This is a genomic window from Massilia eburnea (assembly GCF_050709955.1).
Taxonomy (GTDB): domain Bacteria; phylum Pseudomonadota; class Gammaproteobacteria; order Burkholderiales; family Burkholderiaceae_D; genus Rugamonas; species Rugamonas eburnea_A.
In genome coordinates this window covers 21645-41260 of record NZ_JBNZFX010000007.1, presented here as the reverse complement: position 1 = coordinate 41260, position 19616 = coordinate 21645, and the positions used below count along the sequence as shown (strand labels likewise).

Sequence of the window (19616 nt, the reverse complement as noted above, 5' to 3'; positions counted from 1 at the left end):
TGTGCCACATGACTTCCACCAACTACGCCGACGTCCGCCAAGGCATCATCGATGCAGCCATGCCCCTGTTCATGCACAAGGGCTTCAACGGTGTCGGGTTGACTGAACTCCTGGGGGCAGCCAAGGTGCCGAAAGGCTCCTTCTATCATTACTTTGGATCCAAGGAAGTCTTTGGCGCGGCCGTCATCGACAGCTATTTCGAGCGCACCCTGGCACGCATCGACGATCTGCTGGCGCAAGGCGCAACCGGGCGCGAAGGCCTGTTGAACTATTTTGAGGACTGGCGTGAATGCCAGTTGGGCGAAGCCAGCCAGTGCCTGGCGGTCAAGCTGGGCGCGGAGGTCAGCGACCTGTCGGATGTCTTGCGCGCAGCGCTGCATCGGGGCGTCAGCGGCATCACTTCGCGGCTGGGACAGTGCATTGAGCGCGGGATGGCGGATGGCTCGCTACCGCAAGGCCTGGACCCGAAGGTGCTGGCCGTGGCGCTTTACCAGAGCTGGGTGGGCGCGAGCTTGCTCGCCAAAATCAACCATGACCGCGCGCCGCTCGATGCGGCCATGGCGGGCACGCAGCAAGTATTGAATCAAACGCAGCAAGCCTGAACCGGGCGGGGCGCCTCGCAGGCGTCCTGCCTTTTTTGCACCTAACGAATAGACGACTGGTCTAATATTGAAAGGAGCATCAAATGACTGCCACTACCAACCGCCGCATCGCCCTCGCTTCCCGCCCACAAGGTGCGCCAGTGCCAGGCAACTTCCGCCTCGAAAAGGGACCGGTGCCGGAACCGGCCGAAGGCCAGGTCCTGTTACGCACCCTTTACCTTTCGCTCGACCCCTATATGCGCAACCTGATGGACGAAATCCCTCCTGCCTATGCGCCGCGCGTCGAACTGGGCGCCACCATGGTCGGCGGCACCGTCAACCGCGTGGTGGCCTCGCGCCATCCAGGTTTCAAGGCCGGCGAAATCGTGCTGGGCAACGCCGGCTGGCAGGATTACGCCCTGTCCGACGGCAGCGACCTGCGCGCACTGGGCGACATGAAACAGCCCTCGCTGGCGCTGGGCGGCCTCGGCATGCCAGCTTTCACCGCCTATGTCGGCCTGCTGGACATCGGCCAGCCGAAACCCGGCGACACGGTGGTAGTGGCCGCAGCGACCGGCGCAGTCGGTTCCATCGTCGGCCAGTTGGCCAAGTTGAAAGGCGCGCGCGTGATCGGCATTGCCGGCGGCGCCGACAAGGTGGCCTTTGCCCGCGACGAACTGGGCTTCGACGTGGCCCTGGACCGCCACGACCCGCAACTCGCGCAAAAATTGGCCGAGGCGGCGCCAAACGGGATCGACGTCTATTTTGAGAACGTGGGAGGGGCGGTATTCGACGCAGTGTTGCCTCAGTTAAACATCGGCGCGCGCGTGCCGGTGATCGGCGTGATCGCCCAATACAACCAGAATGGTGCAGTGCAAGGTGAGGACCGCCTACCGAAAGTCATGTCGACCATCCTGCAAAAGCGCATCCGGATGCAAGGCCTGGTCATCCTCGACCACTACCAAACCCGCTATGAAGACTTCGCCCGGGACATGTCGGCATGGGTTGCGGATGACAAGATCAAGTTGTTCGAAGACGTTATTGATGGTTTGGAGCAGTCACCGGAAGGCCTGATCGGCTTGTTGCAGGGCAGCAATTTCGGCAAGGTTGTAGTGTGCGTCGCAAATGCCTGAATTGTTGTATATATCTCTGGCCGGGGGGCATTTCTGCGTGGCATAATTGATTTAGTTCTTAATAATATTCCTGAACAATTCATGAATGTCTCCAGATTGATTATGGCGTTGTCGATGGCCTTGGCCGTCGGTACTGCTGCCGCTACCCCCCAGCCAGCCAATACCTGGGACAACCTCGTAGGCATGAAATACGCTAAGGCCCGCAAGGAGGTCATCGACGCCGGCTGGCGTCCGGACCATCGCAATGCAGGAGCGGAGTGGGAGCGCCAGCTTCAGGGCCAGTTCCCGGAACTGCGTTCCTGCGAAGCGGCCAGCGGCCAATGCATCCACTTCTTCGTCTCCTATGACGGCATCTGCCTGAAAGTTGTTACCGAAGGCGATACGGTGGCTGCCTTCAAGGTACGCAGCGTGGCACAGGGCTGCCCTAAGCAGCAGTAATGCCGTTCACCCTGCGGCCAGCCGCGACGGCCGACATGGCCGAAATCATGCGGCTCGAACGCGCCGGTTTTGCGCAAGCGATCCAGGAAACCGAGGACGCTTTCGCCGAGCGCCTGTCAGCGGCGCCCGAAGGATGCTGGGTGCTGCAAGACGAAGCAGGGCGGCTGTTCGGCTATCTCTGTGCCGAATTCTGGCCGCTGCAGCAGGGCTTCAATCCCGCCCGTTTTGCGCGCAACCACGCAGCGGCCGATACCCATGCGCCGGACGGCGAGGAGGTCTACGTTTCCTCCATGGTGATCGATCCGGCCACCCGCGGCACAGGCTGGGGACGCAAGCTGTTCAGCGACGCCTTGTCCGAGATGTTTGCCCGCCATCCGCGCCTGCGCAGCACAATCCTGATTGTCAATCCCGAATGGCTGGCGGCCCGCCGCATCTACCGCGCCGAAGGCTTTATCGAAATCGGCGAAATTGAAAGCTATTTCGCCTCGGATAATGGCCAGCACCTGCCGGCCATCGTCATGCGCCGCAACTGACCCGCTTTGTGCATAATGGTCGCCATGCGAGTCGCGACCTTCAACATCAATGGAATAGGCGCCCGCCTGCCGGCGCTGCTGCAATGGCTGAATGAAACCCAGCCGGACGTCGTGTGCCTGCAGGAGTTGAAGGCGCCGCACGAAAAATTCCCCGAAGCGGCCATCAACGACGCCGGATATGGCGCCATCTGGCATGGCCAGAAAAGCTGGAACGGCGTCGCCATCCTGGCCCGCGGCAGCACCCCGGTGGAACTTGGCCGCGGCTTGCCGGGCGACCCGGAAGATGTGCAAAGCCGCTATATCGAAGCCATGGTGGGCAAGCTGATGGTCGCATGCCTCTACCTCCCCAATGGCAATCCCGCACCCGGCCCCAAGTTCGACTACAAGCTCAAATGGTTCGACCGCCTGATCGCACGCGGCGAGGAATTGGTAGCCTCGAAGAAGCCCGTCATCATGGCCGGCGACTACAACGTGATGCCGACCGAGCTCGATGTCTACAAGCCGGAACGCTGGGTGGACGATGCGCTGTTCCGCCCCGAAACGCGGGCCGCCTTCGCCAGGCTGGTCAGGCAGGGCTGGACCGACGCCCTGCGCACCATGCACCCCGACGAAAAAATCTATACCTTCTGGGATTACTTCCGCAACGCCTTTGGTCGCGACGCCGGCCTGCGCATCGACCACCTTCTGCTGAATCCCGTGCTGGCACCGCACCTGCGCAGCGCAGAGGTCGACCGCGACGTGCGTGGCCGTGAAAAGCCCAGCGACCATGCACCGACCTGGGTTGAGTTAGAGGGTCCCTTCTAATCTTTTCGCAACTGTTGTTTCCGCGCGGTATATTGGCCTCACTCCGGAGTTGTTCGTTTTGATAACAGTAACCTGAGGAGGCACCATGCGTTACTCGCGCAATGCAGCACTGTCCGCACCATCAGCCGAGGCTGAGCCGCTGAACCAGTTGAACATGACGCCGCTGATTGACGTCATGCTGGTCCTGATCATCATGCTGATCGTCACCATCCCTAGAGCCAACCACTCCATCGGCATGGACATGCCGAGTCCGAGTGGCGCCGTCGAGAAGCTAGCCCAGAAGCTGGAAGTCGATTTCGACGGCACGCTATGGTGGAACGGCGCCCAGCTCGCAAGCCGCGCAGCGCTGGAAGAAAAGCTGGCAGCGCTGAAAGGCGACGACAGCATCCAACTGCGCTCCAACGGCCTCGCCCCATACAAGGTAGTAGCCGGCGTGCTGGCCACGGCGCAGAAACTCGGCGTGCGCAATATCGCCATCGTCGGAAATGAACGCTTCCAGTAACTAAATTCCGGTGCCAAAAATTCGGTGCCAGGTCTGTCATTCGGACATGCAGGCCAGTTCTTTGATAAATCTCAATACGCAAATCTCCGCTATTTTGCGTATTGAGACAGATCAAATGATCGCGCTAGCTGTCCGATTGACAGACCTGGCACCGAATTAGACCTGGCACCGAATTAAAAAAAGGGCGCCGCAAGGCGCCCTTCGTGCTTGGAGAAAGCAGTAACTTAGTTGCCGCAACCCAGGGATTTGATGCGGTCGTAGGCGGTCTTGGCTTGCACCATGCCGTAGCCGGTCTTGTTGTCCTTGCCGGCGGTTTCCAGGTCGAGCGCGGACTTTGTCAGCGAGGAGCGGATCTGCGAGCCGGTGCAGGTTGGGAAGTAGGACCATACCAGTGCCGCAACAGCCGATACGTGCGGCGTTGCCATCGAGGTGCCGTCGTAGAAGGCGTAGTTGGTGGCCTTTACTTCAACAGTCGCGGATTGGCCCAGTTGGGCTTTCATCGCTGCGCCGTCAACGTCGGTAGCGGTGACCGATGGAATCGAGGTCACGGTGGTGCCCAGGGTGCCGCCGAAGGTGCCGGCTGCGTTGTTGTACACGATCGCGCCGACGCCTCCGGATGCCTGGCAGTTCGACACTTTGGTGGCGAAGTCCACCGTGCCACGCTGGATCAGGCAGACCTTGCCGGATACGGCGCTGTTGACTGCATCGCCCAGGCCGAAGTCGGCCAGCGGGGCAGTGCGGGTCAGCTTTGGCGAGCCCCCCATGTCGCCTGGGGTGTAGGTGCTGGCACCAACGGTCAGGTGGGACTCGGAGCCGGCGCCCATCGGTACGGTCGACAGCACAGCCACACCTGGGCCGGAGATTTCGACCTTGCTGTTGTATTGCGAGAAGGTCGCCCACTTCTTGAACTCGTCGACAGCGGCGACCATCATCACGCTGGAGTAGCCTGCAGGGTAGGAAACCACGGTGTTGCCGTCGTTGCCGGCGGCAGCGATCGACAGGATGCCTTTCGATTGTGCGGAGTCAAAGGCGCGCTGTTCGGTCTTGCTCGATCCGCCGCCGCCCAGGGACATCGAAATCACGTTTGAACCTGCTGCAACGCATTTGTTGACCGCGGTAGCCAGGGTCGAGGAGTAGGCCCAGCCGTCAGCGCCGAACACTTTGACGATGTGCAGCTTCAGGTTCTTGTTCGGATTCACGCCGACTACACCGGTGCCGCTGTTGTTGATGGCGGCGATGGTGCCTGCCACGTGCGAGCCGTGGTGGTTTTCGTCGGTGTACCACCAGCCGGTACCGGAGTCGTATTCGCCGGTCACGTTATTGCCGTTCAGGTCTTCGTGCGCGCGGTCGTAGCCGGAGTCGATGATGCAGACCTTGCGGTTGGCGGTGCTGGCGTCGGCCAATTGGTCGGCTTGGGTGGCTTTGATGCCCCACGGTACCAGCTGGCCCAGTTGGTATGGCGTGCCGGTCGATGGCGAGGTGGTGGCGAACGGGTAGCGCTTTACGTCTTCTTCGACGTCGACCACGTCAGCGTGCTTTTTCAGGTTGGCCAGTTCAGCCTTGGTCAGTTCAACTGCCATCGCATCGGCGCCGAACACTTCGTGCTTCAGCTTGCCCTTCAGCTTGGCGACGTGCTGCTTGACGTTGCCGGATTTGCCGGCATGGAAGGTCACGATGTAGCGTGCGCTGTCGTCGGCCGCGAATGCGTTGCCGACTGCGCCGAAAACAATAGCGCCAGCCAGCAGCTTGGCGCCCAGTGCGATTTTGGAAACCCGGAATTGCTTCTGAACCATGAAAATCTCCACTCTGTGTAAGGTGTATATCCCGATAGCCGTTGTTCGGCATGAATTATTTTTGCCGTAGTGGAAATTTTTCCCACTCGACTGGAACTGAGTGTAGGGAGAAAAAAGCTGAAAATCTATCAAAATGTCTCGAGTTGTATCCGGCTGTTGAAATTGGCATACACATTTGTTAAGAATGAGACGGATCGCTAGCCGGTGTCTCAAACTTAACAAATGAAAGTTGGTTATGTCGTATGCTGGCCGGCATGGACGACTTTATTGAAATCTACGACGGCGCCCTGACGCCGGAACAGTGCCGGCAGATCCTGGCGCGCTTCGAGGCCAGCGGCAAAGCCGTGCGCGGCAAGACCGGGCAGGGCGTGGACGTGGCCAAGAAGGATAGCTATGACCTGACCATCAGCCAGCATGCGGATTGGAATGACGTGTCGCAGCTGATGATGGCCAGCGTGCTGACCCATTTGTCCGCCTATATGGACAAGTACCGTATGCTGCTTACCGGCGCCTTGTCGCCGCGCGTGGCCGATCCGGACAACGGCCAGCCGGTCACGCTGAATATCGAGAATTTCGACCGCTGTGGCCGGCCGTACCTGGCGGAGCTGATCCAGTCCATGTACCGTTGCGGGCCGATCAACCTGCAGAAGTATTTACAGGACAGCGGCGGCTACCATCATTGGCATTCCGAAATCTACCCGCAGAACGCAAGCTGCGAAACGCTGCATCGGGCATTGCTGTTCCAGTTCTACCTGAACGATGTGGCGGAGGGCGGGGAGACGGAGTTCTACTACCAGCAGCGCAAGGTGGCGGCGCGCCAGGGCCGGCTGATCATCGCGCCGGCCGGCTTCACCCATACGCACAAGGGAAATGTATCGCGCAGCGGCGATAAATATGTGGCTACTTCGTGGATCCTGTTCCAGCGCGCCGAAGCGATGTTCGGCGCGCCAGGGTAAAGCGCGCGTGGAAAGGGCTTAAGCGCGGCGGCGACGGCGTGCCAGGGCCATGACGCCAAGGCCGCCCAGCAGCAGGGCGCCGCTCATTGGCTCGGGCACGTCGGCCGGAGGAACGGCTTGCTCGCCAGCCAGGCTGATATTGTCGATTGCCCAGCTCTCGTCGTCAGCACCTTGCCAAATATTGCCGGACGCGAAGAACTCGATCGTGTGGGCGCCTGCGGCCAGGTTGCCCAGGTTGAAGCTCATTGCGTAAGCCTGGTCTTCCCAGCCGGAGAAGCCCAGATGGGTGCGGTTGGCCAGCAAGTTCAGGTTTGGGCCCGAGGCGGCAGCGCCGAACGTGTCAAAGTTCTGCTGGAACAGCAGGTTGCCGTCGACGCGAATGTTGAAGTAATCGGGGCCGCAGCAGTTGTTGCCGTCCCAGGAATCAATGGCGCCGAACGACAGCTTCAGGGTGGCGTCGTTGACGGCGCCACCGAAATTCAGGTTCAGGACCGAAGCTGCGGCCGGATTGCCTTGCGCGTTGTTGCGCAGCATCTGCTGGCCGAAGCCAACGGAGCTATAACCTTGGGTGCCGGTCAGGAAGCCGGCGCCGGTGAAGCCGTTGGCGTTGGATTCGAAATTATTGCTGTACAGGACGTCCGCCGATGCGGGAATGGCAGCGGCTACTGCCAGGGCTGCGAGGATTGCTTTGAATTTCATTCAGGATTCTCAGATTGTTGTTGATCAAACAGAGATGCATTTAAGCAAAATTTATGCCATGCAAATAAATCAATGACTTACAGAATACACCGTTACCTACTGTAAAGTTTTCCGACAGCAAGTCGCCAATCAAGATTGACGCCGAGGCTGGCCAGCACGATCAGGCCGAAGCCGGCGACCTGCCAGGCGCTGATCAAATGTCCGTAAACCAGGTAGTCCCAGCAGACTGCGGCTGCGGGGTAGATGAAGGTCAGCACCGCGATTGCCGCGGTTTCCATGCGCGGCGTCGCGCCGTAGATCATCACGTAAGCCATGGCCGTCGGCACCAGGCCAAGGGTGGCCAGCCAGCCCCATTGCGCGGCAGCCAGGCCGCCGGCCGGAATCGTGCTGAAGGCGCCCAGTAGCAGTGCCCCGGTCAAGCAGTGCACCAGCGCCGTCAGGTGCGGCGGCGTGCCGCCCATCGACTTGGTGGTCAGGGTCACGCCGGCATACGCCAGGGCGCCGGTCAGGGTGCTGGCGATGCCCAGCAGGTAGTTGGCGTCCATCGGTTCGTCGAAGCGCACGCCGCACGCCAGGGCCAATCCGCCAAAGCCCAGCACGACCCAGGCCAGCTTGTTGGCCGCCAGCCGCTCGCGCAAGATCAGGGCGCCAAGCAATAGCACCATGAAGGGCTGCACGTGGAACACGATGGTGGCGACCGCGATGCCGATGCGGCGGATCGCTTCGAAGAAGGCGACCCAGTTCACCACCATCAGCACACCGCTGAAGGCGGCCAGCTTGAAGGCGCGCGGCGGCATGTTGGCGCGCTTGAACATGCCTTTCCAGCCGCAGTAAAGCGCGAGCGCCAGCGCGCCGATGGCGCAGCGGAAGAAGACCGTGGTGACTGGATCGAGGCCCGCCTCCTGGACGTAGACGCCCAGGGTGCTCAGCATGAGCATGGCGATGATGTAGGTGAGTACGGGATGGCGCATTGCCCTCATCATCGCAGAAAAAAAATGGGGACGTACCCCATTTATGGGCACGTCCCCGTCATTTCCCGCGATTGTGCCGATTTATTGCACAGTGAGGATGACTTTGACGCTGTCGTCGACGGCGGACTTCTCGATATAGCCGATGGCCTGGACGTCGGCGGCAACGGCTTTCTTCACCTCGGCGCTGGAGCCGTACTCCTTGGGCGCCGTGCCTTTGCCGGTGAACACCAGTTTCGACCACTGCGCCTTGACCTGGGCACTGTCCTTGCCCAGCACCTTCTGGCTGAACTCATTGCGCAGCGGGCCTTCGGTGTGTTCGACCGGCGTGAACAGGGTCGATTTGCCGAGGAAGAACTGGGCTGCCTGCTCGCTGAACATGCGCGAGGCCGGATTTTTCGGATTGACCACCACCACGATTTCGGCTGCCAGCAGGGGCAGGGCGGCACACATCATCGCTGCGGCTAGCAGCGGCTTGATTCGCTTGTCCATGGCTGCCTCCTCAGAACACGAAGTCGAGTGCTACCGCGTACACGTTCACTGACTCATTGAAGCCAGGCTTGTAATTGACGAACGCGCCGGGGCCGTCCTTCGGCTTGATGTGGTCGACCTGGACTTTCAGTGCCAGCGATTTGTAGAAGTCCCAGCGCACGCCGATCGCGTCCGAGCTTTGCAGCGCCGCCTTGGCCAGGCTGTTGACGCCCGCGCCAAGCGGCGCCAGCGGCCCGCTGGTAGGCAAACCCGCCACGCTGCGGTCCGACTTCTGCTTGATGCTGCCGTGGTAGTAGTAGGGCAGGAATTTGCCGAAGCGGTAGCCCGCCATCGCGTACCACGAATTGGTGTCGTGCACGATCAGCGTATCGGTGCGGCGCATGGCGTACTCGGCCTGCAGCACCACGTTCTTCCAGTCCATGGTGGCGCCGACGGAAGTGAACGTGCCTTTCACGTCATTGAGCGGCATCATGTTCGCCACCGAGCCGAGGCCCACGGTGCGCAGCGTTGTCACCAGTCCGGTCAGCGTGGGATTGTCGACCACGCTGAAGTCGGCCTGCGCGCGGCCGAAGCGCAGCGTGAACGGTCCGTTTTCCGCCACCACGTGCAGCAGCAGCATCTTGCGGAATTCGACGTCCTGCGCCGGCTGGTCGACGTCGGCGCGGCCGGTGCCTACCTGCACGCTGAGCGAAGTGTCGCCGAAGCTGTGCTGGTACAGCAGGTCGATGCCGTCGAAGGAGTCCAGCGTCACCTGGCGGTAGACCTCGGCCGGCGGACGCAGCATGGTGTTGGCGTAGCCCACGTTGCGGAAGTCGGAAATCATGTAGATCGGCGCGCCCATGCGGCCCACGCGCACGCTGAATTCGTCGTTGACCTTGAACTTGGCGAAGGCCCATGCGGCCTGGGCGCGGTAATGGTCAATGGCATCCTTGCGCACCAGGCCCTGGCCGGTGAGCGAGATCATGTCGTTGATCTTCATCGTGGCCTGGATGCCGAAGTTCGAATCGACTCCGGTGCGCCAATCCTTGCGCACACCCGATGCCTGGTTGGGCCGGATGAATTCAGCGTCGTCGGTGTCGGTGGAGGTGAGGGCGGCGGTGCCAAAGCCGCTGATGGTGACGGAAGGTCCTGCTTCCTGGGCGCTTGCCTGCAAGGCGAAGCTGGCTGCTGAAAGCGCGGCAAGCGCGCTGCACATTCTTTTCATCGTCATGCTCTCTCCCGTTGCTATTGGTGGTGAACAAGCTGACTACGGGGCTCAGTGTTACAGATTGTCGGCGGCTGCGCCAATTTTCGTGGTAGGCGCGCAACAATGAAAAAAGCCCGCGGATGCGGGCTTTCATCGGGAGAGCGTGAAGCTTACTTCGCTTTACCCAGTTCGGAGTGGTGGCGCGAATAGCCGAAGTACACCACCAGGCCGATGGCCAGCCAGATGCCGAAGGCGATCCAGGTAATCGCCGACAGGAAGGCCATCAGCGACAGGCAGAACACAACTGCCAGGCCAGGAACCACCGGCACGCCAGGGCAGCGGAAGGCGCGGTGCAGGTCAGGACGCTTCTTGCGCATGATGATCACGGCGATCGATACCAGGCAGAAGGCAGCCAGGGTACCCATGTTGACCAGTTCGGCCAGCACGTTCAGCGGCACCAGGGCGGCGATGAAGCCGAAGATCAGGCCGACCATCCAGGTGGCGAAGAACGGGGTGTGGTACTTAGGGTGCACCTGCGACAGCTTCTTGGGCAGCAGGCCGTCGCGCGACATGGCGAAGATGATGCGGGTCTGGCCGTAGGCCATCACCAGGATCACGGTGGTCATGCCGAGAATGGCGCCCAGCGATACCCAGCCGGCGAACCAGTTTTCACCGGCGTATTGCAGTGCCAGCGATACCGGGTGGTCGACGCCCAGGAATTGCTGGTAAGGGACGATGCCGGTCATGATGCCTGCCACGATCACGTACAGGATGGTGCAGACGGCCAGCGAGCCGATGATGCCGATCGGCAGGTCGCGCTCGGGGCGCTTCACTTCTTCCGCGGCGGAAGTCACGGCGTCGAAGCCGATGAAGGCGAAGAACACCAGGGCCGCGGCGCTCATCACGCCGGAGGCGCCGAACGGCATGAATGGCTGCCAGTTGGCTGGCTGCACGTGGCCGGCGCCAACGCCGATGAACAGGAGCACCACGCCGATCTTGATGACCACCATGATGTTGTTGACACGGGCCGATTCGCGCACGCCCCAGCCCAGCATGGCGGTCAGCAGGATCATGATCAGGAAGGCCGGCAGGTTGAACAGGGTGGTCACGCCAGGCACGGCGCCTGGTGCGGCGGTCAGGGCGGCCGGCAGGTGAAGGCCGATGCCGGCGATCAGCGATTGGAAGTAGCCAGACCAGGCTACCGATACGGCGGAAGTGGCGAGGCCATATTCAAGCATCAGGTCCCAGCCGATCATCCATGCCACCAGCTCGCCCAGGGTGGCGTAGCTATAGGTGTAAATGGAGCCGGCAACCGGAACGGTCGAGGCGAATTCGGCGTAGCACAGGGCGGCGAAACCGCAGGCCAGTGCTGCAACCACGAAGGAAATCGTCAGGGCCGGGCCGGCGGTCAATGCGCCGGTGCCGGTCAGGACGAAGATGCCGGTACCCACGATGGCGCCAATGCCCATCAGCACGAGGTCCATCGGACCCAGTACTTTCTGCAGGCCGCCCGGGGTACGGGCGGTTGCCAGCATGTCGTCCAGGTTTTTAGTCCTAAAAATGCTCACTTGTCTCTCCAGTATCTCTTCTCTTTTGGGATCGCCAAAAAAAGGCTGCCGCATATTAGCACGGGGTTTGCGGGCAGATGTTGTAGGATTGTAAATCTGAATTGTTTGTTGCCTTTAAATTCCTTGCCCCACAGATGAAATATATGATACTCGCCGCGGCCACGGCCGCGACCACTTTCGCCAGCGCCGCCTTGGCCCAGCCGATGCCGCCGCAGCCCAATACTCCGGCCTATAAAGCCTGCATGGCGGAAGAGGGCGAACTACGCCCGCAGCGCCAGGCCCTGACACGCCGCTTCCGCGAACATGAAACGGCGCTGGAACGTACCTCGGCCGAACTGGCGGCGCATGATGCCGCCGCGGCCCAGGTGGTGCGCACCGACAGTGCCGCCGTCGCCGCTTACAACGCCCGGCAGGAAGAACTGAACGCCCGGGCGGCCAGCCTGAATACGGAAGGCAACAGCCTTGAGAAAGAGCTGCATGCCTTCAATGCACGCGTCGCTGCCGGCAATATCCGCTGCGGCAATATTCTCGCGCCATATAACGTTCGCAGGAAGGAAAAATGATGCGCAAGATCGCCGCCCTTGTATTTGCCCTGGCTGGTGCCGCCGCCCAGGCCGCGCCGCTGCCGGCGCCGGCCCGCGCCGAAGTCGATGCGCTGCTCAACCGCCTGCAAGCGTCCGGCTGCCAGTTCAACCGCAACGGCAGCTGGTACAGCGGCGCCGATGCCAGGACCCACCTGCTGCGCAAGCTCGAATATCTGGAAAAGAAAGACATGGTCAAGAACGCCGAGCAGTTCATCGACCTTGGCGCCAGCAGCAGCAGCTCGAGCGGAAAAGCCTATCTGGTCAAATGCGGCACGGCGGCGCCGGCGGAAAGCAAGGCCTGGCTAAGCACCGAACTGAAAGCCATTCGCGCGCATTGACAATGGGGCGGGAGGTATAGTGGGCCAGGAGGACAGCCAGCCATGCATCGCGAAACAGCCAGCATCGCCACCCCTGCCGGGGAAGTGACAGGCACGCTCGACCTGCCGGCCGCCGCCAGGGGCATTGTGCTGTTTGCCCATGGCAGCGGCAGCAGCCGTTTCAGCCCCCGCAACAATTTCGTGGCCGGCGCCTTGCGCTCGGCCGGCATCGGCACTTTGCTGATGGACTTGCTCACCCCCACCGAGGACGAGGTCTACCGCACCCGTTTCAATATCGGACTGCTGGCCGAGCGTCTCGGCCTGGCCGCCGACTGGCTGGCCACTGCGGCGGCCACGCGCGGCCTGCCGCTGGGCTTGTTCGGCGCCAGCACCGGCGCCGCCGCGGCATTGCAGCTTGCCGCCGAACGCAAAGCCGGCGTGGCCGCGGTGGTGTCGCGCGGCGGCCGGCCCGACCTGACCGGGCAAGTGGCGCTGGCGCGCGTCACCGCGCCCACCCTGTTCATTGTCGGCGGCCGTGACGCAGGAGTGGTTGAGCTCAACGAGTCCGCCTTCCATAACCTTCATTGCAAAAAACGCATCGACATCGTGCCTGGGGCGACCCATCTCTTTGAGGAGGCGGGGGCGCTGGAAGAGGTGGCCCGCCTGGCGCGCGACTGGTTCAGTCAGCACCTTTCATGATGAAAGGTGAGGAATGGTGAGAATGCGCGCATTTTCAACCCCATCCGCATCGCTATAATTTTCCCCATCGATTAGGAGAGTGTATGGCGCTGCATTTGAAGAAGGCAATGATCAGGAATTCGGTATTCAACAGCGGCGTGTGCGCGGCGCTGGTTGCCATCCTCATACCATTGTTTGGGGCGCCCGTCGGGATGCTCTGGCTGGCCGTGCTGGTTGGCGGGGTCGGCCTGGTGACTTTCCTGCGGACTGCCTACAAGATTCGCCAGGACATGCTTTCGCGCCTGCAGGAGCTTGCCTCCTACGTCCACATCGATCGTGCCAGCCCGCAGGCGCGCAAGCAGGTCGACTGGAGCCTGATCGACGATTATGCGACCCAGCTCGCGACCCGCGGCTTCCGTCCGCTCGGCGACTACACTACTTATCCGGCGCCGCCGACCCTGGTCGGCGTTGCGGCCATGTTTTGCAATGCCGAGGGCAGCATCATCATCGAGATCCAGCAACTGAAGCTGATGCCGCAGGCCGACAAAGCCGCTTTAAAAGAAGGCATCTATTTCAGCATCATGTCGATGGTGGGCGGCAGCATTCGCGTCGTCACCAGCAACCACAAGCCGATGGCCGCCACCTATATGATCCGCGGCGAACACGATGTCGCAACCGGCCGGCCGGGCTTGGGGCTGATGGAATTGCTTGCGACGCACACCGATATGCTGAACCGCCTGCGCGAGAGGGTCGGCAAGGCTCCTTCGACCGGTTTGACGGTGGAGCGTTATGTACTGGCGATCCGCGAGGCCCAGGCCCAGGCCCGCCAACGCGTCAGCGCCATGAGCGGCTATGCGATTGCCTGTGCCGTGGACCGTTTCGAGGCAGACCGTTTGCTGCGCTGGACCCCGCAGATCGCCGACCTCAAGGAGGTGCCGCAGCGTCGCCTGGAAGAACTCGACAACGCTTTCGGCTCGGATCTCCAGCCGCCGATCTTCCACGAATCACTGGCGACGCAATTCTGACGGCATGGCCTTGAACTGGTAGCGTACGCCGGCCAGGTAGAGCAGGAACAATACTCCGGCAATCGCCTTCAGCGCCGGGGCTTCGGGGCTGTCGAAAACCGGATTGGCGGCCGGGACCCGGGTAAAGGTCTCGGTGATGCCCGGGATGAAATGCAGGAAGAAGGTGAACGAATAGCCGGCGGTCTCGATCTTGCGGCCGGCGGCGCCGAACCATCCGAGCGAGCCGGCAGCGTAGGCCAGGGCCAGGACCAGCAGGGTGAGTACGGCAAGGGCATGGGGTTTGCCGAAACCACCATGGGCGAACAGCCCGAAGCCGGTGAGGCTGACCACCACGGTGCTGGCCAGGTACAGCAAGCCGGCCTTGCTGCGCGGGCTGATGCCACCGTGCAGGGCGTAGGCGGCGATGCCGGAACCAAGGGCCAGCAGGCCGAGCGCAGTGTGGAAGATGCCAAGTGGGGACATGATAGCTCCTCAAGATAAAGGTTGGACTGCAACGATGAATGGATGATAGGCGTCATCAATACGTGTGGCCAATTGCATGTTCCTAAGGCCGCGATAGCGATTCACTTGCATAGGAAGAAAGCCCATCATGAAGATCAGCAATCGACTGATGATTACCCTGGCAATTGCATTTCTCGGACTGCTGTTTGTCGGCGCGCAGGGTTTGTGGCAGCTGCGCGATGCCCAGCAGCGCATGGAGCTGGTGCAGACGCGCCTGATCCCCAGCGTCTCAGCCATCAATGCCGCCAAGGCGGCGGTGAGCGACAGCCGCCTGGCCGGCTATCGCTTGTCGGTGTTCTCCAACCTGCCCGACAAGAGCGCGCTGGACAAGGCCTATAACGATGCCCATGCCAATTTTGACAAAGTGCTGGCCGACTATGCGAAGAACAATGTCTTCGACGACACCGACCGCAAGATGCTGGAGCAGGACAAGGCAGCGATGGAGACGTATCGCCAGGCGCTAGTGCCATTCATCGCCGCTGCGCATGCCGGCGATATGGATGGCGTGCGTGCCACGCTGGTGGCCGGTTCGCCGCTGGCGCTGGGTGCTGGCGGCGTGAAGAAAAGCCTGGACGACCACGTGGCCTATAACCAGAAGCTGATCGAAAAGGTGAAGGCCGACAGCGATGCCGATTACTCGAAGGCGGTCACCGTGCTGGTCGTTGTCACAGTGGCGGTGCTGCTGATCGTGGGCGTCATGGGCTATAAAATGTACCGCGTGATCAGCGGTGGCCTGGACCGGATGCAAGGCACAATGGAAGACGTCAGTTCTTCGCTGGACCTGACGCACCAGGTCGAAGTGGAGCGCATGGACGAAATCGGCCACGCCGGGGCGGCCTTCAACAAGCTGCTGGGTGAAATCGGCGGCGTGGTGGGCACGGCGCGCTCCGCGGCCGATGCGGTCAGCACCGCCTCACGCCAGATCGCGGTCGGCACCGGAGACTTGAACAACCGCACTTCGGCGCAGGCGGCTGCGCTGGAGGAAACCGCTTCCAGCATGGAGCAACTGACTTCCACCGTGAGCCAGAACTCGGACAATGCGCGCCAGGCCAACCAGCTGGCACAGAATGCTTCGCAGATCGCGGTGCAGGGCGGCGAGGTGGTGAAGGAAGTGATCGACACCATGGCGTCGATCAATGCTTCCTCGCACAAGATCGTGGATATCATCAGCGTGATCGACGGCATTGCGTTCCAGACCAATATCCTGGCGCTGAATGCCGCCGTGGAGGCTGCCCGCGCTGGCGAGCAGGGGCGCGGCTTCGCGGTGGTGGCGACCGAGGTGCGCAACCTGGCGCAGCGCTCCTCCGCTGCGGCCAAGGAAATCAAGTCCCTGATCGACGACAGCGTGGAGAAGGTCGATTCGGGCACCCGGCTGGTGGTGCGCGCCGGCGATACCATGAGCGATGTGGTGGCGAGCGTGAAGCAAGTCTCAGACATCGTAGCCGACATCAGCGCCGCGACCGCCGAGCAGAATGCCGGCATCGCCCAGGTGCACCAGTCGATTACTTCGATGGACCAGGTGACGCAGCAGAATGCCGCGCTGGTGGAGCAAACAGCCGCGGCGTCGCAGTCCTTGCAGGACCAGGCCGAAGTCCTGGCCCGCGCGGTGAGCGCATTCCGCATCGGCGTGGCCCACCTGAAGTCGGCGCCGGTGCTGCGCAGTGCCGGCAGTCCCGCCGCCTCCACCGCCATTGCGGTGCGCCCGGCACGGCAGCGCAAGGTGGCCCGTGCCAGCGCTGGCGACGAGTGGGAGCAGTTCTGAGTTTGTTAATATTTTTAGAATACTTTTTCATCTGTCCGTCATAATTTGAGGCTATCGTCTGGACTCCTTTCAACCAGGAGACACCAGATGAAACTGAGCACCATCGCTGCCAGCCTCGCACTGGCAGCATCCGCAGTAAGCCTTCCGGCCCATGCATGGCAGCAAGAGACGCACCGTCGTATCGTGTTGGACGCAGTCAATTACATGAAGGCCAATCCTGGAAGCACCAACTACAACAAGCTGCTGGCCGGCGTCACGCGCGCAGGCTACACGATGGACCAGTTTGCGGCTGCGCTGGGGCAGGGCGCGTATGACGTCGACGATTTCGCCGACACGTATATCTGCGGCGCCACTACCGGCAACTGCCAGATGGCGCCGGTGTGGGGCGCGGGGGCCAGCATCGTCAAATACACAACCTTCTGGCATTTCCAGAACCACACCACGGGCCGCGACGTGCACGGCAATCCCTTCGGCGGCTACAACTACGCCAAGATGGCCGTAGCCGGCGACATCGACAACCTGGCTGCGAGCTGGCTGTACGGCGACTACCTGGATGACGGCGCAGGCGGCCTGAAGGGATGGTTCGGCGACGGCAGCAAATACAACGCCTACGGCATCACCGAAGCGCACTACCGCCTGGGCGGCTATTCCACGCCTTCCATGTATGCCGATTTCGAAGCCGCGCCATTCCAGCCGATCGACAACCTGGGCCAGTACTGGTTCTCGCAATTCCTGGCGCAGCCGACCGCGCAGTCGCTGGGCTTCGTGCTGCACACCACCGACCTGCTGCAACCGCACCACAGCTGGACCACCTCGGCCCACGACCACTCGGGTTGGGAGCAGTGGGTGTACGACTACTACGACAGCGAGCGCCTGAACGACTCCGCGCTGGTGACTGCCGCCATGGCCGATTTCACGCCGGTGTCGGCGGGCGGCAGCGACATCCGTCCTTTGCTGACGCAGGGCGGCACCTACTCGTATGCCAATGGCGGCATTGTGCTGTCTTCGAATGCGCACGGCGACCGTGTCGTGGTGGGCAAGAAGATGATTCCGCACTCGATCGCCATGGTGGTCCACGTGCTGAACCGCGCCGCCGAGCGCCTGGCCAACTGATGGCCGCCCGCCACCTCGTCCACCGCGCCGCCCGCGCTGCCATCGTCCGCGCCGCTGCCGCAGTCGTCGCCGCAGCGCTCGCCGGCGCCAACGCGGTGGCGGGCCCCGCCGCGCCGCTGCCCGGCGCAGCGCCGAGCAGCGCGGCGGTAGCCGCCCGCATCGACGGCGCCCCGCTCTACGCCTTCACCCTGGACACGCTGTGGCGGCAGCGCCGCGCCGTCACCCCCGCGCTCGAGCGGAGCACTGCGCTGGACGAGCTGATCCAGGTTCGCCTGCTGGCGGCACATGCCAACGTTCCAGCGCCAAAAGAAGGGGCCAGCGTCACGGTAGCCTTCGCCCCCGACGTGATGCTGGAAGAACGCCTGGTGGCAACTCTGCGCGAAGTGCATGGCAAGGACCTCGACGCCGCCATCAAAGCGCTGCCCGGCGCCACGCTGGACAGCCTGCTCACCGTGCAGCCGGCAGTGCCGCAGCAGCAACTGGACGCCATCTTCGGCCGTCCCGGTTCGCTGCAGCTGGAAATCGCCCTGTCCAAAGAACAGCAAGCGCAGGCCGGCGCCATCGAAGTGCTGCGCTACCAGCTTCCCGGCGGCGAAGCCACGAGCATCAGCCTGTTTGACGTTTACCACCGCCAGAACGTCCAGGGCCGCCTGGCATTGTCGCAGCAGCCCGCGAACGTCGCCGCCCAGCAAGCCCGCCGCATCGTCGCCAACGCCTTCGTGCTGCACTGGGCGCTCCAGCGCTTCGGTCCCGACGCCGTGGCCGACCTGCGCAAGGCGATCGCCGACGGCGAAGCCGTGGTGACGCTGCAGCGTTTGTACGGCATCGGCCTTGACACCGACTCCGGCAGCCCGCTGCTGAACCGCCTGTCAAGCGAAGCGAGCCCACAGGAAATCGAAGCCTACTACCAGCAAAACAAGGACCAGTTCGCGCGCATTGACAAAATCCGCGCGCGCCACATCCGCGTAGCGGACGAAGCACAGGCCCAGCGCGTGCTGAAAACCCTGCAGGGAGGCGCCAGTTTCGCCGCCACTGCACGCAGGATGTCGCGCGCGCCCGACGCGGCAAAAGGCGGAGACCTGGGCTGGATCGGTGCCGACGGCAGCAAGGACTGGCTCGCCAGCCTGGCCTTCAGCCAGCAGCCCGGCAAGCCATCCGCCCCGATCCGCGCCCCGGTCGGCCCGACCGAACCCGCCTTCTGGGAAATCGTGCTGGTAGAAGAACAGGTGCACGGCGCCCACCCGCTGCAATCGGAAACGGTGCGCTACCAGGCCAGCCGCATGATCGCGCTCAAAAAAGCGCTGCAACAGCTGGGCGAAATCATGGAACAGGCGCGCCGCTCGGCGCATGTTGAGATTGCAGAGGCCCAATGAAACGCTGGCAAGGTAGTGCAGTGATCGCCGCGCTGCTCGCCGCAGTCGCCGGCCAATGGTACGTCGCCAGCGTTGGCGACACGACGCCGGCCAGCCAAGGCCGTAGCGGAGCAGCGCCCATGCCGGCCGCGCCGCCCCCGCCGCTTGCCAGCGCCCCGCAGGCCACCGCCGCCGCGACAAACGATGGAGGTGAAGGCGACGGCCTGCGCCGCGTCCCCATCCCGCCGGTCGATACAAGCACGCCAGCCTGGCTCCCGCTGGCGCAGGCACGCGAAACCGGCGACGCCCGCAGCCCGCCAATCCTGCACGACGCCCCGGCCGAGCACCCCGACGCCAGCGTGCTGGCCGACCCGCAAGCCTATGCAGCCCATCAGCAAGCGCAAAAACAGCGGCTGTTCGCCGCCTACGCCCGGGCCGCAGCCCCCGAACTGGCGCGCCTGCAAACGGACCTCGAACAAGGCCGCGAAGCCGGCATCGCGCCCGAAGAACTGGCCAAAGTCGCCGAAAAAATCCGCCGCATCGAACAACAGCGGCAAGCCGCCGAAGCAGCAAAATGAAAGTCGGGGTCAGCTCCGGCAATCGGACATTTTGCATAGCAAAATGTCCGATT

General features: G+C 62.6%; 22 protein-coding genes. 15 read left to right on the top strand and 7 right to left on the bottom strand.

Going from position 1 to position 19616, the window contains the following annotated elements; genetic code table 11:
- Window positions 1-8 precede the first annotated feature (8 nt).
- The 6 genes from ACQ4MM_RS06385 to ACQ4MM_RS06360 all read left to right on the top strand — a co-directional run bounded on the left by ACQ4MM_RS06385 (window position 9) and on the right by ACQ4MM_RS06360 (window position 3991).
- On the top strand, window positions 9-602 hold the full coding sequence (locus ACQ4MM_RS06385; protein WP_431476604.1) for a TetR/AcrR family transcriptional regulator: 594 nt from the start codon (window positions 9-11) through the stop codon (window positions 600-602).
- An 83-nt stretch (window positions 603-685) separates the two neighbouring features.
- Complete coding sequence (locus ACQ4MM_RS06380) at window positions 686-1714, top strand: NADP-dependent oxidoreductase (protein ID WP_431476603.1); 1029 nt, start codon at window positions 686-688, stop codon at window positions 1712-1714.
- A 114-nt stretch (window positions 1715-1828) separates the two neighbouring features.
- Window positions 1829-2152 carry a hypothetical protein gene (locus ACQ4MM_RS06375; RefSeq protein WP_431476602.1) on the top strand — a complete coding sequence of 108 codons (324 nt, stop codon included), beginning with the start codon at window positions 1829-1831 and terminating at the stop codon, window positions 2150-2152.
- Window positions 2152-2685 carry a GNAT family N-acetyltransferase gene (locus tag ACQ4MM_RS06370; protein WP_431476601.1) on the top strand — a complete coding sequence of 178 codons (534 nt, stop codon included), beginning with the start codon at window positions 2152-2154 and terminating at the stop codon, window positions 2683-2685. The genes ACQ4MM_RS06375 and ACQ4MM_RS06370 overlap by 1 nt, the downstream gene beginning before the upstream one ends.
- A 24-nt stretch (window positions 2686-2709) precedes the next feature.
- A complete protein-coding gene (gene xth / locus ACQ4MM_RS06365) occupies window positions 2710-3489 on the top strand; it encodes an exodeoxyribonuclease III (protein WP_431476600.1) in 780 nt (259 codons plus the stop codon).
- 85 nt (window positions 3490-3574) lie between these two features.
- Window positions 3575-3991: an ExbD/TolR family protein gene (locus ACQ4MM_RS06360; RefSeq protein WP_431476599.1), complete on the top strand. Its 417-nt coding sequence runs from the start codon at window positions 3575-3577 to the stop codon at window positions 3989-3991.
- A 224-nt stretch (window positions 3992-4215) separates the two neighbouring features.
- Here ACQ4MM_RS06360 and ACQ4MM_RS06355 read toward each other — a convergent pair whose 3' ends face one another.
- Window positions 4216-5784 (bottom strand): S8 family serine peptidase, encoded by a 1569-nt coding sequence (locus ACQ4MM_RS06355; RefSeq protein WP_431476598.1) that lies wholly within the window; start codon window positions 5782-5784, stop codon window positions 4216-4218.
- A gap of 254 nt (window positions 5785-6038) precedes the next feature.
- On the opposite strand from ACQ4MM_RS06355, the gene ACQ4MM_RS06350 reads away from it, so the two are divergent.
- A complete protein-coding gene (locus tag ACQ4MM_RS06350) occupies window positions 6039-6740 on the top strand; it encodes a 2OG-Fe(II) oxygenase (protein ID WP_431476597.1) in 702 nt (233 codons plus the stop codon).
- 18 nt (window positions 6741-6758) lie between these two features.
- Here the strand turns inward: ACQ4MM_RS06350 and ACQ4MM_RS06345 are convergent, their stop codons facing one another.
- The 5 genes from ACQ4MM_RS06345 to ACQ4MM_RS06325 form a co-directional block, all read right to left on the bottom strand.
- Complete coding sequence (locus tag ACQ4MM_RS06345; protein WP_431476596.1) at window positions 6759-7439, bottom strand: PEP-CTERM sorting domain-containing protein; 681 nt, start codon at window positions 7437-7439, stop codon at window positions 6759-6761.
- Window positions 7440-7531: 92 nt separating this feature from the next.
- Window positions 7532-8410, bottom strand: coding sequence for a DMT family transporter (locus ACQ4MM_RS06340; protein ID WP_431476595.1), 879 nt, complete (start codon window positions 8408-8410; stop codon window positions 7532-7534).
- 81 nt (window positions 8411-8491) lie between these two features.
- Window positions 8492-8899, bottom strand: a complete 408-nt coding sequence (locus ACQ4MM_RS06335) for a hypothetical protein (RefSeq protein ID WP_431476594.1) — start codon at window positions 8897-8899, stop codon at window positions 8492-8494.
- Between the two features lie 10 nt (window positions 8900-8909).
- Window positions 8910-10109, bottom strand: coding sequence for a porin (locus ACQ4MM_RS06330; protein WP_431476593.1), 1200 nt, complete (start codon window positions 10107-10109; stop codon window positions 8910-8912).
- A 146-nt stretch (window positions 10110-10255) separates the two neighbouring features.
- Window positions 10256-11653 (bottom strand): amino acid permease, encoded by a 1398-nt coding sequence (locus ACQ4MM_RS06325; protein ID WP_431476592.1) that lies wholly within the window; start codon window positions 11651-11653, stop codon window positions 10256-10258.
- Window positions 11654-11796: 143 nt separating this feature from the next.
- Between ACQ4MM_RS06325 and ACQ4MM_RS06320 the strand changes: the two genes are divergently transcribed.
- The 4 genes from ACQ4MM_RS06320 (at window position 11797) to ACQ4MM_RS06305 (ending at window position 14257) form a co-directional block, all read left to right on the top strand.
- Entirely contained in the window at window positions 11797-12216 is a 420-nt protein-coding gene (locus ACQ4MM_RS06320; RefSeq protein ID WP_431476591.1) for a hypothetical protein, read from the top strand.
- Window positions 12213-12575 (top strand): DUF5329 family protein, encoded by a 363-nt coding sequence (locus ACQ4MM_RS06315; protein WP_431476590.1) that lies wholly within the window; start codon window positions 12213-12215, stop codon window positions 12573-12575. The genes ACQ4MM_RS06320 and ACQ4MM_RS06315 overlap by 4 nt, the downstream gene beginning before the upstream one ends.
- A 42-nt stretch (window positions 12576-12617) precedes the next feature.
- Window positions 12618-13253, top strand: coding sequence for a dienelactone hydrolase family protein (locus tag ACQ4MM_RS06310; RefSeq protein ID WP_431476589.1), 636 nt, complete (start codon window positions 12618-12620; stop codon window positions 13251-13253).
- 83 nt (window positions 13254-13336) lie between these two features.
- Window positions 13337-14257 (top strand): hypothetical protein, encoded by a 921-nt coding sequence (locus ACQ4MM_RS06305; RefSeq protein ID WP_431476588.1) that lies wholly within the window; start codon window positions 13337-13339, stop codon window positions 14255-14257.
- On the opposite strand, the gene ACQ4MM_RS06300 is transcribed toward ACQ4MM_RS06305, so the two are convergent.
- Window positions 14237-14719, bottom strand: coding sequence for a hypothetical protein (locus ACQ4MM_RS06300; protein WP_431476587.1), 483 nt, complete (start codon window positions 14717-14719; stop codon window positions 14237-14239). The two genes, ACQ4MM_RS06305 and ACQ4MM_RS06300, sit on opposite strands and share 21 nt — an antisense overlap.
- 127 nt (window positions 14720-14846) lie before the next feature.
- On the opposite strand from ACQ4MM_RS06300, the gene ACQ4MM_RS06295 reads away from it, so the two are divergent.
- From ACQ4MM_RS06295 to ACQ4MM_RS06280, 4 genes are all read left to right on the top strand, one after another.
- A complete protein-coding gene (locus ACQ4MM_RS06295; RefSeq protein WP_431476586.1) occupies window positions 14847-16520 on the top strand; it encodes a methyl-accepting chemotaxis protein in 1674 nt (557 codons plus the stop codon).
- 87 nt (window positions 16521-16607) lie between these two features.
- Window positions 16608-17633 carry a phospholipase gene (locus tag ACQ4MM_RS06290; RefSeq protein WP_431476585.1) on the top strand — a complete coding sequence of 342 codons (1026 nt, stop codon included), beginning with the start codon at window positions 16608-16610 and terminating at the stop codon, window positions 17631-17633.
- Window positions 17633-19006 carry a peptidylprolyl isomerase gene (locus tag ACQ4MM_RS06285; protein ID WP_431476584.1) on the top strand — a complete coding sequence of 458 codons (1374 nt, stop codon included), beginning with the start codon at window positions 17633-17635 and terminating at the stop codon, window positions 19004-19006. Before ACQ4MM_RS06290 ends, ACQ4MM_RS06285 begins: the two co-directional genes overlap by 1 nt.
- Window positions 19003-19563, top strand: coding sequence for a hypothetical protein (locus ACQ4MM_RS06280; protein WP_431476583.1), 561 nt, complete (start codon window positions 19003-19005; stop codon window positions 19561-19563). Before ACQ4MM_RS06285 ends, ACQ4MM_RS06280 begins: the two co-directional genes overlap by 4 nt.
- Window positions 19564-19616: the final 53 nt, after the last annotated feature.